The organism is Flavobacterium aeripolare, assembly GCF_013294025.1.
Classification (GTDB): Bacteria; Bacteroidota; Bacteroidia; order Flavobacteriales; family Flavobacteriaceae; genus Flavobacterium.
In genome coordinates, this window is the sequence record NZ_JABSNL010000001.1 from 404605 (window position 1) to 419902 (window position 15298).

The window sequence follows — 15298 nt, forward strand, 5'->3', positions numbered from 1 at the left end:
AAAACTTCTATTCGTATTAAATAGCCCCGATTGCAGTGAAAATCCTTATTAGGCAAGTGTTTTGCCTGATAAGATTGAAACGAAAAGCGGGAGGGAATTATGTTGTGAACAATTTATATTCTGCTTCCAAATTTCATATAATAAACTGCTAACGCATTGATTTTAACATAAACTTCTAAAGTGTTCTATTGAAAGAATAAATCAAAAGATTAACTTTGCTTTTTTGCAAAATTATGTTAGATAAAGACAATACAATCGAGGTTCAGGGGGCACGTGTTCACAACCTTAAAAATATAGATATTTCCATTCCTAGAGAAAAATTAGTGGTAATTACCGGGCTTTCGGGCTCTGGGAAATCATCACTGGCTTTTGATACTATTTATGCTGAAGGGCAACGCCGTTATGTCGAAACTTTTTCGGCTTATGCGAGACAGTTTCTTGGTGGTTTAGAACGTCCAGACGTGGATAAAATTGACGGACTTTCGCCGGTGATTGCTATCGAACAAAAAACGACAAGTAAAAGCCCTAGGTCTACTGTGGGAACCATTACAGAGATTTACGATTTCTTACGCCTACTTTATGCTCGTGGCGCTGATGCTTACAGTTACAATACGGGCGAGAAAATGGTGAGCTACTCTGATGAGCAAATCAAGGAATTAATTATCCAAGATTTTCTAGACAAACGCATCAATATTTTGGCTCCCGTTATTAGAGCTAGAAAAGGACATTATGGTGAATTATTTCAGCAAATTGCTAAGCAAGGTTTTTTAAAGGTTAGAGTAAACGGTGAGGTTCGCGAGATCACTTCGGGAATGAAATTAGATCGTTACAAGACTCACGATATCGAGATTGTAGTTGATCGCATGCTGGTGGAAGATACTGCTGACAACCAAAAACGTTTATCTGAAAGTATCAATACTGCCATGCATCATGGTGAAAATGTGTTGATGGTTTTAGACCAAGATTCGAATGAAGTGCGTTACTTTAGTCGTAATTTGATGTGTCCTACATCTGGGATATCATATCAAAATCCAGAACCAAATTTATTTTCATTTAACTCTCCTAAAGGTGCATGTGATCACTGTAAAGGTTTGGGAACGATTAACGAAATCAACGTTAAGAAAATCATACCTAATGCGAAGATGTCTATAAAAGCAGGAGGTTTTGCGCCTCTAGGCGAATACAAATCGTCCTGGATTTTTAAGCAATTAGAAATAATAGGAGAGAAATACAGTTTTAAAAATACAGATCCAATCGAATCTATTCCCGCGGAAGCAATGGAAATGATATTGAATGGTGGAAAAGAAAAATTTACCATCAACTCTAAAGATTTAGGAGTTGCTAGAGATTACAAAATAGACTTTGAGGGGATTTCGCATTTTATCAAAAACCAATATGATGAAAGCGGATCGACCACTATAAAACGATGGGCGAAGGAATTCATGGACGAAATTAAATGTCCGGTTTGTGAAGGATCTCGTTTAAAGAAAGAAGCTTTATTTTTTAAAGTAAATGATAAAAATATCGCCGAGCTGTGTGCTATGGATATTTCTGATTTAACGCTTTGGTTTAAAGATTTAGATAAGCACTTATCAGCAAAACAAAAACGCATTGCTACAGAGGTTGTCAAAGAAATTAAGGATCGATTGAACTTTTTAATGAACGTAGGATTGGATTATTTGGCTCTAAATCGAAGTTCAAAATCACTGTCAGGTGGAGAAGCACAGCGCATTCGATTGGCAACACAAATTGGTTCGCAATTAGTAGGTGTACTCTATATTCTCGATGAGCCAAGCATTGGTTTACACCAAAGAGACAATGAAAAATTGATTCATTCCTTAGAACAATTGCGCGATATAGGAAACTCGGTTATTGTGGTTGAGCATGACAAAGACATGATTGAACAAGCCGATTATGTAATTGATATAGGTCCGAAGGCAGGGAAATTTGGAGGCGAGATTATCAGCATAGGTACTCCTGCTGAAACTTTAAAATCAGATACGATTACCGCTCAATATTTGAACGGAAAAATGAAATTTGAGATTCCCAAAAAACGCCGTGAGGGAAATGGAAAATTCTTAAAACTTACGGGAGCAACAGGAAATAACTTGAAGAATGTTTCTATTGAATTGCCTCTTGGTAAAATGATTTGTGTTACTGGAGTTTCAGGAAGTGGGAAGTCAACTTTAATCAACGAGACCCTCTACCCTATTTTGAATGCGTACTATTTTAATGGTGTTAAAAAGCCACAGCCGTATAAAAAAATTGAAGGTCTTGAACATATAGACAAGGTAATTGCCATTGACCAAAGCCCTATAGGACGAACACCGCGTTCTAATCCTGCTACCTATACTGAAGTTTTTACTGAGATACGCACATTGTTTACTAAAACATCTGAAAGTATGATACGTGGATACAAGGCAGGACGATTTAGCTTTAATGTTAAGGGTGGTCGTTGCGAAACTTGTCAAGGTTCCGGAGTGCGTACGATTGAGATGAACTTTTTACCTGACGTATATGTTGAATGCGAAACCTGTCAAGGAAAACGATTTAATAGAGAAACACTAGAGATTCGTTTTAAAGGAAAATCAATTTCTGATGTGTTGGATATGACGGTTGATGAAGCGGTTCCGTTTTTTGAAATGATCCCGAAAATCTACCGTAAATTGAAAACTATTCAGGATGTCGGTTTGGGATACATAACACTTGGTCAGCAAAGCACAACGCTTTCAGGTGGTGAAGCACAACGTATTAAATTAGCTGGAGAATTATCTAAAAAAGATACCGGAAACACCTTTTATATTCTTGACGAACCTACAACTGGTTTGCATTTTGAAGACATTAGAGTGTTAATGGAAGTGATCAATAAGTTAGTTGATAAAGGGAATACCATTTTGATTATCGAACACAATATGGATGTGATTAAACTAGCTGATTATATTATCGATATTGGTCCTGAAGGAGGAAAAGGTGGTGGCCAACTCGTTGCCAAAGGAACTCCTGAAGAAGTAGCCAAAAACAAAAAAAGTTATACGGCAAAGTTCTTGAAAAAAGAATTATAATCGCGCCTTACATTATATAAATAGCTGTTGATTTCACTTACGAAATTGGCAGCTATTTTTTTTACTCAGTATCTTAACATGACAATCTTAAAACTCTAGTTTACAATAGTATAATAGAAACATAGCTGCGCTTTCTAACTTTACCACTACGTTTTATAATAGTGCAAATTACTACCTACTTTGAAGAGAGGTGATTTATGTGTTGCTGTTATTTTCGAAAATAAAAAAAAGTAAAATATAAGAGTATGGCAAAATCAAGATTAAAAAATCCCGAACAGTATGAAGCTTTAGTTGAGAAAGGATACAGCAAGGAAAAATCAGCACGAATTGCAAACACTCCAGATTCAGGAACCAAAGGCGGTAAAGCAAAACCATACGAAGAATGGACCAAAAAGGAACTTTACGATAAAACTAAAATGGTAGGAATAGAAGGCCGTTCTAAAATGAATAAAGGACAATTAATTGACGCTTTGCGAAATAATTAATGCCTCAAAAATCATGGTGTAGTTTTGCAAAACTTTATTAACAAAGCTTTTATATCTAGCCTAGGTAGATTGTTACAATTTATAACATTCCTATAACATTAATTTGTTCTTATTTGTGCTAAATTTGTATAAATTTCCCTAGCACTTTATTTAATTTTAATTAACCTATTATAAATACTAGCTTTTGCTGCATTAGCAGGCATAGTATTTTACGGAAGGATACCAAATGAAAAAAACAGAATATGCTATTGTCGATATTGAGACTACCGGTGGCAATGCAAATGGCAGCCGGATTACAGAGATAGCAATTATTATTCACGATGGTGAGGAGGTTTTAGAGCGATACGAAACACTAGTGAATCCTCAAAAAAATATTCCTATGGCGATTTTTGCGCTCACAGGAATTACTAACGAAATGGTCAGCACAGCACCCATCTTTGACGATGTTGCAAATGATATTTATGATTTGTTACATGGCCGTGTTTTTGTGGCTCATAATGTGAATTTTGATTACTCCTTTGTTCATCATGAGTTAGCACGCACAGGGCTAAAATGGACTGCTAGAAAATTATGTACCGTGCGTGCTGCGCGTAAAATTAAACCAGGATTACCGTCATACAGTTTAGGTAAATTATGTCATTCGTTAGATATTGATTTGGAAAATAGGCACCGCGCTGGCGGAGATGCTGATGCTACTGCTATATTATTTTCGAAATTAATGGAATGGGATACTGACGGTGTGCTTAATTTGATGATTAAAAATACCGCACAAGATCAACGTTTACCTCCTAACCTTCCTCCTGCTGATTTTGACAAACTACCAGCAAAGCCCGGTGTTTATTATTTTTACAATCAAGACAACAAAGTAATATATGTAGGGAAAGCGATCAATATTCAAAAAAGAGTCGCTTCTCATTTTACCGGTAATAGCACTACTGCTCAACGACAAAATTTTTTAAAAGATATTTATAACATCTCTTTTGAAGTTTGTGGTAACGAACTCATAGCGCTATTGCTAGAATGTGCCGAGATTAAACAGCTGTGGCCACAATACAATCGAGCTTTAAAAAAATACGAAGCAAAATATGGTATTTTCACCTATGAAGCGCGCAATGGTTATAAATATTTGGCGGTAGGCAAACTAGGTAAATTTCAGCATAGCATTAAAGATTGTAATAGTCAGTTTGAAGGAATTAATATGCTCAGTAAACTAAGTTCGATGTTTTCAATAGACATGCGTTTTTGTTATTTTGCTGCAGTCAATGAAGGAGAACATCTTGCTCCTAAAAATCAAGAAGCCTTACCTGATATGGAAAGTCATAACGAAAAAGTAGACGCCGCAATTATACATTTAACTCAAGAACAACCCTCCTTTGCAATAATTGATAGTGGTCGCTCAAATAATGAACGTAGTTGTATTTGGGTAGATAACGGTAGTTTTTATGGTATGGGTTACATTAACATTGATGAAACAGATATTGATGAAGATACAGTCAAGGAAAGTGTCACTAGATATAATAGTAATCCTTATATGATGCAGCTTATATACAATTATGCCAAGAATAATTCTAGAAAAGTTTATTTTAAGCAAAATATCATTCAGCTTGAAGATGTTATGGTTTAACTGTTTATACAAACAAAAATTAGAGTGTAGTTAGTGCTACACTTTTTTTATGCAAATTTTTTAACTATTATAATAGCTGTTATTAAACCATATTCACAATACAGTTTATCTAAGTATTTTTTTTTTCGAAAAATTAAATCACAAAACAAGTTGTAAAGTTAGTATTCTGGAATGCTGTATTAAATTTATCTTAATCCTTCTTTGGTACAATTGGTTTACCGTAATTTTGATAGAAGGTCATCCTTGACGACCAGTTAAGAATTCGAAAAAATAAAACAAGTATGAAAAGTTTAGAAAATAAAAAAGTAATGATTAGTGGCGGTGGAAGCGGAATAGGTCATGCAATCGTTACAGAATTATACAAAGAAGGAGTAAAAGATTTTGCAGTAATAGGTCGAAGTTTAGAAAAACTTGAAGCATTGAAAAAAGATTTCCCTAACGCTACATTTGAGTTGTATAGTGGAGACATTGCAAAACTTACAGATATAAGAGAGTTTGTAGAACTGGTAGAGAAAAAGTGGGGTTCGGCTGATATATTAATCAATAACGCAGGTGTGGTTAGCGCAGGTGCTTTTAGTACGATATCTGATGATGATATTATTTCTCAGGTAAATATTAATGTAACCGGACTTATTTTAATGACCAAGTATAGCTTGCCTTTATTGAAAAAAAGTAAAGAGGCAGCATTGATAAATGTTTCGTCAGGATTAGCCCTTATTAGTATGCCTTTCTATGCGCCTTATGCAGCAACTAAAGCAGCTGTGAAAGCATTCTCTGAATCAATTAGACGAGAATTGAAGGACTTCCCTATTCAAGTGACTACCTTATATCCTACTGCAACCGATACTCCTATGATGACAAAAACCAAACTTGAAGGGATGCATTCTCCTGAGATGGTGGCTCAAAAATTAATAGCAGGAATTAAAAATGGGGACATCGATGTCGTACTAAGCGATATGGATAATGTGATACAAAATCGTGAGAACCCAGTTGCATTCGATAAAAAAGTGGAAGGAATGTACGACGCAATTAAAAAACGTACCGAAGAACACCGATCAATGTAAAATAATACCATCCTTATATTTTTATTAATCCGTAAACCAGAAAAGGCATTAATTGCTACAAGCTGTTTTACGGATTTTCTATTTTACAGAACAATAGGTATTCAATAAATAGCTTGACTAACTTACTAACTTATCAATTTTAAGTAACTAAAACCTTATAGTATAGTTTGCATTTTGCTCATCGTCTTAGAAAACAGCTTGTTTAATACCTATTGCCATATTCATAAATTAGGCTATTAAAAATAGGGAATTAGTAAAAAAGACCTAGAAATTATCTACCAGCAAACAATTAATATTTTTTTAGGAAGCATATTTTGGCTTGCGTACAATGATTGCTTAAATTAGGTAAATCAATTATGTAGAACGAAAAAAACCTTTTTATGAATAATTTAAATTACGGAATAGTTGGTAATTGTCGTAGTGCTGCACTAATATCTGATATTGGTTCCATCGAATGGCTGTGCTTACCTGAATTTGATTCCTCATCTGTATTTGGAAAAATACTAGATGCAAAAATTGGAGGAAGTTTTGAAATTCAGGTTGCGGATGATTACAAAATTTCGCAGAAATATCTTGAAAACACTAGCATACTAATTACCACATTTGATAACGGTAGTGATGCATTCGAAATAAATGACTTTATGCCACGATACCGTAAAGAGACTGGTGGCTATATGATACCACCAGAAATTATTAGGTGTTTTAGAAAGATCAGCGGAACGCCAAAGTTCAAAATAGCGTACGATCCTAAACTCGAATATGCGTCAGGAGAAACGGTAACCTACGTAAAGGACGACCACATCATCAGTTTGAGTAACTCAGAAAAATTTGACTCCTTATTTTTGTATAGCTGCTTTGATTTGGAGGATCTTAAAGAAGGAAGAGAAATAACGCTTTCTGGAGACGGCTATATTCTTCTAGCGTATAATGAGAAAATACTCCAACCTACTCTACCAAAAATCAATTTGGAATTTGAACGTACAAAAACGTATTGGCTGGGATGGTCAGATAAAACTACAAAATACAGTAAGTTCAATAAAGAAATCATTAGAAGTGCTATCACTTTAAAATTGTTGAGTTATGAAAAAACCGGAGCCGTACTTGCGGCTGCCACAACATCATTACCAGAAACAATTGGTGAAGTTCGTAACTGGGATTACAGATTTTGCTGGATTCGGGATGCATCGATGGTTGTAAAAGTGGTCTCAGAGTTAGGTCACAAAAAAATGGCTAAGAACTACCTGCAATTTATAGTTGATTTAATTCCTGATAAAGATGAGAAGCTCCAAATCATGTATGGTATCAACAAGGAGAAGAAACTTACAGAGCAAACGCTTGATCATCTTAGCGGCTACATGGGCAGCAAGCCAGTTCGTATAGGAAACGCGGCTTATTCCCAGCGCCAAAATGATATTTACGGTATCTTGATGGATGTTATTCACCAGCAGCTAATCACTTTTAACAACGATACAGAGAATGGTGAGGAACTATGGAATATTACTAAAGGTATTGTTTGGGTGGTTGAAAAACACTGGCAAGAACCTGATAAAGGAATATGGGAATTTAGAACAGAAGAGCGACATTTTACCTTTTCTAAAGTTTTATGCTGGACTGCAATTGATCGCGCTATTAAAGTAGCTACAATATTAGGAAAGAAATCTAATGCAGCAAAATGGCAAACATTGGCAGCAGCCATCAAAAAAGATATTTTAGAAAATGCATGGAATGAAGATGCACAGGCATTTACACAATCGTATGGATCTCCAGATCTAGACACATCAGTGCTATTAATGGAAAATTACGGATTTATAGATGCGATGGACTCAAAATATGTTGCTACGGTGCATGCCATTGAACGTGATTTGAGCAACGATGGATTGCTCTATCGTTATAAAAATAAAGATGATTTTGGGTTGCCGTCTTCATCATTTACAATTTGTACTTTTTGGTTTATTAACAGCTTGTACAAAATTGGAGAAACTCAAAAAGCTAAAAAACTATTCAAGCAATTGCTAGGGTATAGTAATCATTTGGGCCTTTTTAGTGAAGATATTGATTTTGAAACCAAAAGACTTCTTGGGAATTTCCCACAAGCATATTCTCACCTTGCGCTCATAGAAACCGCAATTAACTTATCTAATGTCAGTGACGAAGATTGTGTACTTGATGCCATTGGTAGAAAATAAATTGATTTTTTAATTAACAGCCGTATTGAAAAATGCGGCTTTTCTTTTTGCAAATAATTTCTTGTTTGCCTGATAACGTGTAAACATTTTTAAATAGTAAATTCAATTCTTTACATGTCAAGGTGGAAGAAAATAATACCTGCAGTAATTTATGCTCGCAAATTTGGCTTAGAAATAAAAAAAGCATTTAAGTTTACAAGTAGACTTAAATGCTTTTTTTACTTACTAATCTGAGAAAGATTTTAACCTAATACTTCTGCGATTTTTTCAGTTGACAGCAATTTTATTAAAGCCTTCTCTTCAGCTTTCAATTTGCTATTGGTAGAGGCTCTTTTAGGTTGGTATTTCCAGATAGAACCACTTTCAAAAGACGCAATCACTGTGGGATGAACATAATACTTTTTACAAACTGTGCGCGTATTTCCTAATTTTGCCGAAACATCGTCAAGAACACTAATTATTTTTTTCTTGCAATCGTTTGCCGAAAGAGGCTTTTCTTGTTCTAAGAAACAACTCAAGGCATTTAAACTTCCTGACCAACATCTAAAATCTTTAGCTGTAAAATCCATACCAGTGCATTCCTTAATATAGCCATTAATATCTGCCGAGCCTACGGTATGGTGATCACCGTTATCGTCATAATATTGAAATAATTCTTGACCGGGAATATCTCTACATCGTTTTACCAATCGCATTAAACGCTTGTCTTTTAAAGTAATTTTGTGCTTAACACCTTTTTTACCTTTAAATTCAAACGAGATTAGTCCCTTTCCTATTTTTGCATGTTTGTCTAATAAAGTAGTCAAACCAAAAGAGCCATATAATTTTTTATAAGCTTCATTCCCTATTCGAATATTTGTCACTTCGATCAACTTAATCACTAAGGCGATTACCTTTTCATAAGGCATGCCCTTTTTATTTAAATCCTTCTCCATTTGCACTCGGATTTTAGGCAAAACTTTTGCGAACTGGCGCAAGCGATAAAATTTAGATTGATTGCGCAATTTGTTCCAGTTTGCATGATAGCGATACTGCTTTCTACCTTTAGTGTCAATTCCTGTGGCTTGTAAATGCGAATTTTCATAAGGTGAGATCCATACATTTTCCCATGCTGGAGGTAGTACCATTTTTTTAAAACGTTCTATTATTTCTTTATCAGAAACAGCTTCGCCATATTCATCTTTATATATAAAATCTTTTCCTTTTTTAAATCTAAAATATCCTTTGTCAGCATTACTAAAATACCTTAAACCAGCTAATTTTGCTGTTTGCTGTGGATTATTATCAATCTTTGATAATTTATTTTCTAACCTAGTCATATTTACTTCTTTAAATAACACTAGTAAAGATAATCTAGTAAGAAGTTAGAAAAATTATAAGATTACAGTTGCTCCTTATATTATTTCAATAAAAAATCGCATTTAAAAAATAGCATAAAGCTACTTTTAAACGCGATTATTAAATTTAAGTTAGTTGCTACTTTACAGCAATGCTTCTTAGTAAATCCAGAACTTCGTTGTTACTTTTTATATAATAATGAGCTGCCGTTTTTACGTTACCTACTTTTACTGTATAGGCCGAATCAGGTAATTCTTCAAACATAAATTCATCAGTCCAATCATCACCTATTGCAAAAATAAAATCATATTTATCATTAGAAATAATTCGAGATGCTGCTCTCCCTTTATTAATGTTACTATTTTTAACTTCGAGCACTTTATTTCCTTCCAGTAATGACAAGGTATTATTGAATAGCAAACTCTTCAAAACATGTTTTAATTCCATCGTTCGTAGCGCTGCCATCTCTGGATCAGCTTTTCGATAATGCCATGCCAGTGAGTATTCTTTCTCTTCAATAAGAGTTCCGGGAGTGCTATCAGTAAAAGATTCTATCACAGGACGAATGTTCTCTTTCCAGCTGGTTTTTAATTGGTCAAGTGTGTGCCACTCTCCTCCCGCTTTACGCAACCAAGCGCCATGATCAGTTACCAAGGTATAACTTTTCTCCCCAAACCAACTCTCTAACGTCTTGCGATCGCGTCCGCTAATTATTGCAATTTCAGTATTTGGATCTTCATTTATTTTATCAAGTAAATCATAGATTTCTTGCGTAGGAATCGCATCACTAGGATTATTTTTAAAACCCACTAAGGTTCCATCATAGTCTAATAGTAGTAATCGCTTAGATGATGCCGTGTAATTTTGTGCAATTGTAGCACGCGTGCTAGGATCTAACTCTTTAGCTACAGGGACAGGGACAGTATTTCCAGCTGTTTCTAATGATTTTAAAAACTCTTTTGCCCAGCGCTCCACATTGTATCTTGAAATTCTTTTTTGTAAAGCTTGAATTCTTGTCTTTTGTTCTTCTTGCGGCATTTCCAGAGCGTTTCTAATACTATCTGCCGTTTGATCAAAATTATTAGGATTTACAATAAGTGCCTCGTGCATTTCCTTAGCTACACCAGCCATTTCACTTAAAATAAGTACCCCATTCTCCTTTGTTCTTGTCGCAACATACTCTTTTGCAACGAGATTCATTCCATCTCTAATTGGGGTAACCATAGCAACATCTGATGAGACGTATAAGTCAATTAAATCATCAAATGGCAATGCTCTATAAAAGTACCAAATAGGAGTCCAACTAATTGTAGACAAATCACCATTAATGCGGCCTACAAGTTCATCCGTTTCTCGCTTTAATTTTTGGTATTGGGGAACATTTTCTCTCGATGGCACAGCCAGCATAACCAATCTCACCTTTCCTTTGTACTCAGGGTATTTATTTAAAAAGTATTCAAACGATTTAATTCTGTTAGGAATTCCCTTTGTATAATCCATTCTGTCTATGGAAAGAATCAATTTACTTTCTTCATTAGATTTATTATGGAAATCTAAGTTCTTCATCAATTCTGATTTATTCTCTTCAGGATATTTATTGTGATCTAGCGCCGCATTGTGGTAGCGATCGTAGTCGATACCCATAGGAAAAGAATCGACTTTAATAATGCGATTATCAAATGAGATTTCGTTGAAATTAATTTCTACATCTGCAATTCTACTTACTGAACTAATAAAATGCCTCGCATAATCATAGGTATGAAACCCAACGAGATCAGCACCTAGCATTCCTTGTAAAAGCTCATCTCTCCAGGGACACGTTCTAAACAGTTCGTAAGAAGGATACGGAATATGTAAAAAGAAACCAATGGTAATATTTGGGTTTCTCTTTCTAAGTAATTCTGGTAGTAAAAGCAATTGATAATCATGCACCCACACGGTATCACCATCATTGACATGCTCTAGAACAACATCAGCAAATTTTTGATTAACGGCTACGTAAGATTCCCACTGCGTTAACTCAAACTTAGTGTAGGCTTGAAAATAATGAAATAAAGGCCACAAAGCCATATTGCTAAAACCGTAATAATATAACTCAATATCCTCTTCACTAAGTGGTACAGGAACACATTTTTCGGCAGCTAATGCAGCAATAACTTGTTCGTCTTGTTCTTTAGATAGATTTTCTTTGGCTAATCCTGACCACCCTATCCATACGCCGTTGCCTTCAGAGTGAACCGACTTCATTCCTGTCGCTAATCCTCCTGTGCTGGATTTTACAATTAATTTATCGTCATCAAATTTTAAATCTACTGGTAATCTGTTTGAAACTATTACTGTTTTACTCATCACAAAATTTTGGTTATATTAGTGAGTTGGATCTATGCCAACATCTATTTTAATTACTTATTATATCAATTAGCAAGAGATTCATCCGTTACAAGATGCAACTGAGAGCTACTAAATTTACCCGTCACAATAGTGCCTAATTCATCTTTCCATTGCGTTATCACATTCTCTATTAATTCTTCTTCAAAACCAATTATTTCCATGGTTTGCACTCCAAATTCCTGTCTTACTTTTTGTCCTATTTTAAACATAGCTAGTGTTTTATATAAATTTAGTTATTAAATTTTTAGTATAAAATTAATACCCAAGATTTACGGTATTAATGTCAATATCATAATTATTGTAAATTTAATTATCAAAACCACAATTCATTTTATAGTATTAAAGCCACTTCTTATAGTATTTTAATACATGGCGTTCAGCAGTTTTATTTTCGAAAATAAAAATGACAATAGTACCATAACGCAAAATTGGATAGCTACAATGAGTATTCGATACTTGTTATTATCGAATGGAAGCTGTTACAATTTCACTTGACAAATAGTAGCTGCTTTGTAGTACTAATAATTATAATTTACTTATTTTTGGTAAACCAATTTGGACAACCAAAAAAAAGTTATACATATAATGGACACTACTAATTATTTTCAAGCGATAAATCCTACTACAAATGAGGCTTTAGAAAAGCAATTCAAAAATACTTCAATAGAAGAATTAAATGATGCTGTTGTAAAAGCGACTCTAGCATTTTCAAGTTATCGAAAAAAAGACAGTGCCGCTATTGCAGCATTTTTAGAGCAAATCGCTGAAGAAATAATGAATCTAGGAGACCAGCTAATAACGGTGTGCAATCAAGAAACAGGATTGCCAATAGGTAGACTTCAAGGAGAACGCGGACGAACAGTAAATCAATTGAAATTATTTGCTACTGTGGTTCGTGAAGGATCGTGGGTAGATGCTCGAATAGATACCGCCCTCCCTGATAGACTGCCCATTCCTAGACCTGACATTAGACACATACTCATTCCGCTAGGACCTGTAGCTGTTTTTGGCGCAAGTAATTTCCCTCTAGCATTTTCAACTGCTGGCGGAGACACTGCTTCGGCACTAGCTTCTGGCTGCCCCGTGATTGTAAAAGGCCACGAAGCACACCCCCATACCTCTGCCTTAATTGCAGCTGCAATTTTAAAAGCCGTAGCTACCTGCAACATGCCCGAAGGCGTATTTACATTATTGCAAGGAAATTCACGAAGCCTAGGAGAAGCATTGGTAAAACATAAAGATATCAAAGCGGTAGGTTTTACAGGATCATTCAATGGAGGAAAAGCGTTGTTTGATTATGCTAATCAACGATCAGAACCAATTCCAGTTTATGCTGAAATGGGCAGCACAAACCCCGTATTTATCTTGCCTGGAGCACTAAAAGATAAAGCAGAAAAAATAGCCGAAGGATTGGTGGCCTCAATTGCTATGGGTGTAGGACAATTTTGCACTAGTCCTGGTATCACTTTTATCGAAAATGGAACTGGGCTACAACAATTCTACAACACATTAAAAGGCAAAGCTGCAACTACAGATTCAGGGACTATGTTAACGCCAAGCATTAAAATTGCTTACGAGCGCGGACTAACAAAACTACAAGAGATCAAAGAAGTAGAAGAAATCGCTTTAGGATTAAAAGAACTTGCTGTCAATAACTCGACTATAAGAATATTTAAAACAACAGTGGAAAATTATCAGAAAGAGGCTTTTTTAGCAGAAGAGAATTTTGGCCCCTCTAGCATCATCATAGAATCTACTTCGAAGGAACAAATACTTGATGCTGCAAGAAATCTCAAAGGTCATTTGACGGCAACTATTTTTGGTACTGATGAAGATTTCGAAAATTATAGTGAGTTATTTGATATTTTAGAATTAAAAGTGGGTAGAGTATTAGTTAATGGGTATCCTACTGGAGTAGAAGTTTGTCACGCTATGGTTCATGGCGGACCATTTCCAGCAACAACTGCAGCCAACTCAACATCTGTGGGAACGGGAGCAATAAAACGCTTTGTTAGACCAGTGTGTTTTCAAGATTTTCCGCACAATAAGTTACCTAAGGCACTGCAAAATGATAATCCGCTATCTTTATATAGAATTGTCAATGGTACTATCACGAATGGTAAAATAGCATAAGCACATACCAGCGGCTTGATCAAAATTGTAATACTCGAATGACTATATCTGATCCTCAAGAAATATAATTTTGATTTTATTATCTTTTAAATGTAGCTGTTGGTATTTATAAAACATAAAAAATGCCCCAAATAGTATTTAACTTTTTGGGGCATTTTCAATTAGATTGCTACTTTTTTTATTAAATATTTAATTCTCCTTGATCCATCAAATCTGGCTCATCACCAGTGATTGCTCCCATTCCCATTTTAAGTAAAGTGACTAGCGTATTGTTTTTAGGATCCCAGTAGAAAGCCTGATCAGGTCGCACAGAGATAGCCGTAATGTTGGGGTCATTGACACCATCAAACCAAGCATCATCTGAACTTTTATACAGCTCTTTGATAATCTCTAAGTTGGTTGTTACAATGGCCTTCCCAAAAACATTTAAAAATTTCATTTTACTTGGATCAGAATAGACCAAATGCATTGCACTATTTAAATTGATATTTTTATTGTGCTGACTATTTCTATTACTTAGAAACCAAATCAACCCTTCATCGTCTACTTTCTTAGTGCTCATAGGGACCATATGTAAAGGATATTCCTTAAGTCCACTTGCAAACATGGCAAAATCAATGTCGGTTGCTAGATCTTTTATTTTCTGTTTGGCTTCTTCGCTAAATAAATTTTTTGTGCTCATATTAATTATTTTATAGAGTTGTACTTGTATTATTCACTAAAGATATAGCTAAGCTTTCATAAGAATTCTATTTCATTATAATCTTGAAAATATTTTACAAAATAATACAAAATGTGAAGTATTATTAGCAAGCTGTTACTACAACTTTAAATTTAAATTAAGTGTAAAATCCCAGAAGTTAATCACTACTAAATGTTAACAAAAGCCAATAACTATTAAAGTGTTGTTAAATTATTTCAACCGAAAATACCTACCTTTGGTCGATTAAACTTGAAATAACGAGATTTTACTTGTATTTTAAGGAAAATTTAAGATCCAAAACTGAAAGCCAAT

10 protein-coding genes are annotated in these 15298 nt (G+C 34.8%); 6 read left to right on the plus strand and 4 right to left on the minus strand.

Annotation, left to right across the window (positions count from 1 at the left end):
- The first annotated feature begins 233 nt into the window (after positions 1–233).
- The 5 genes from uvrA (at position 234) to HNQ00_RS01795 (ending at position 8421) form a co-directional block, all read left to right on the plus strand.
- The gene (gene uvrA, locus HNQ00_RS01775; protein WP_173836493.1) at positions 234–3062 is read left to right on the plus strand and encodes an excinuclease ABC subunit UvrA; all 2829 of its coding nucleotides are present in this window, start codon (positions 234–236) and stop codon (positions 3060–3062) included.
- A gap of 245 nt (positions 3063–3307) precedes the next feature.
- Positions 3308–3547 (plus strand): DUF7218 family protein, encoded by a 240-nt coding sequence (locus tag HNQ00_RS01780; RefSeq protein WP_173836495.1) that lies wholly within the window; start codon positions 3308–3310, stop codon positions 3545–3547.
- Positions 3548–3773: 226 nt separating this feature from the next.
- A complete protein-coding gene (locus HNQ00_RS01785; protein WP_173836497.1) occupies positions 3774–5171 on the plus strand; it encodes an exonuclease domain-containing protein in 1398 nt (465 codons plus the stop codon).
- Between the two features lie 281 nt (positions 5172–5452).
- Entirely contained in the window at positions 5453–6235 is a 783-nt protein-coding gene (locus HNQ00_RS01790) for an SDR family NAD(P)-dependent oxidoreductase (protein ID WP_173836499.1), read from the plus strand.
- Between the two features lie 380 nt (positions 6236–6615).
- Positions 6616–8421: a glycoside hydrolase family 15 protein gene (locus tag HNQ00_RS01795; RefSeq protein ID WP_173836501.1), complete on the plus strand. Its 1806-nt coding sequence runs from the start codon at positions 6616–6618 to the stop codon at positions 8419–8421.
- Between the two features lie 242 nt (positions 8422–8663).
- Here HNQ00_RS01795 and HNQ00_RS01800 read toward each other — a convergent pair whose 3' ends face one another.
- The 3 genes from HNQ00_RS01800 to HNQ00_RS01810 all read right to left on the minus strand — a co-directional run bounded on the left by HNQ00_RS01800 (position 8664) and on the right by HNQ00_RS01810 (position 12359).
- On the minus strand, positions 8664–9740 hold the full coding sequence (locus tag HNQ00_RS01800; protein ID WP_173836503.1) for a DNA topoisomerase IB: 1077 nt from the start codon (positions 9738–9740) through the stop codon (positions 8664–8666).
- A gap of 157 nt (positions 9741–9897) precedes the next feature.
- Positions 9898–12108, minus strand: a complete 2211-nt coding sequence (locus HNQ00_RS01805; RefSeq protein WP_173836505.1) for a bifunctional alpha,alpha-trehalose-phosphate synthase (UDP-forming)/trehalose-phosphatase — start codon at positions 12106–12108, stop codon at positions 9898–9900.
- Positions 12109–12173: 65 nt separating this feature from the next.
- Positions 12174–12359, minus strand: coding sequence for a hypothetical protein (locus HNQ00_RS01810; RefSeq protein WP_173836507.1), 186 nt, complete (start codon positions 12357–12359; stop codon positions 12174–12176).
- A gap of 376 nt (positions 12360–12735) precedes the next feature.
- Here HNQ00_RS01810 and HNQ00_RS01815 point away from each other — a divergent pair, with 376 nt between their 5' ends.
- Positions 12736–14283 carry an aldehyde dehydrogenase (NADP(+)) gene (locus HNQ00_RS01815; RefSeq protein WP_173836509.1) on the plus strand — a complete coding sequence of 516 codons (1548 nt, stop codon included), beginning with the start codon at positions 12736–12738 and terminating at the stop codon, positions 14281–14283.
- Positions 14284–14464: 181 nt separating this feature from the next.
- On the opposite strand, the gene HNQ00_RS01820 is transcribed toward HNQ00_RS01815, so the two are convergent.
- Positions 14465–14965 carry a pyridoxamine 5'-phosphate oxidase family protein gene (locus HNQ00_RS01820; protein WP_173836511.1) on the minus strand — a complete coding sequence of 167 codons (501 nt, stop codon included), beginning with the start codon at positions 14963–14965 and terminating at the stop codon, positions 14465–14467.
- Positions 14966–15298: the final 333 nt, after the last annotated feature.

Bases quoted from the DNA above. Each gene is read 5' to 3' on its own strand.
- HNQ00_RS01815 (WP_173836509.1), top strand. From the start codon at position 12,736: ATGGACACTACTAATTATTTTCAAGCGATAAATCCTACTACAAATGAG.
- HNQ00_RS01795 (WP_173836501.1), top strand. From the start codon at position 6,616: ATGAATAATTTAAATTACGGAATAGTTGGTAATTGTCGTAGTGCTGCA.
- HNQ00_RS01790 (WP_173836499.1), top strand. From the start codon at position 5,453: ATGAAAAGTTTAGAAAATAAAAAAGTAATGATTAGTGGCGGTGGAAGC.
- HNQ00_RS01820 (WP_173836511.1), bottom strand. From the start codon at position 14,965: ATGAGCACAAAAAATTTATTTAGCGAAGAAGCCAAACAGAAAATAAAA.
- HNQ00_RS01780 (WP_173836495.1), top strand. From the start codon at position 3,308: ATGGCAAAATCAAGATTAAAAAATCCCGAACAGTATGAAGCTTTAGTT.
- HNQ00_RS01800 (WP_173836503.1), bottom strand. From the start codon at position 9,740: ATGACTAGGTTAGAAAATAAATTATCAAAGATTGATAATAATCCACAG.
- uvrA (WP_173836493.1), top strand. From the start codon at position 234: ATGTTAGATAAAGACAATACAATCGAGGTTCAGGGGGCACGTGTTCAC.
- HNQ00_RS01805 (WP_173836505.1), bottom strand. From the start codon at position 12,108: ATGAGTAAAACAGTAATAGTTTCAAACAGATTACCAGTAGATTTAAAA.
- HNQ00_RS01810 (WP_173836507.1), bottom strand. From the start codon at position 12,359: ATGTTTAAAATAGGACAAAAAGTAAGACAGGAATTTGGAGTGCAAACC.
- HNQ00_RS01785 (WP_173836497.1), top strand. From the start codon at position 3,774: ATGAAAAAAACAGAATATGCTATTGTCGATATTGAGACTACCGGTGGC.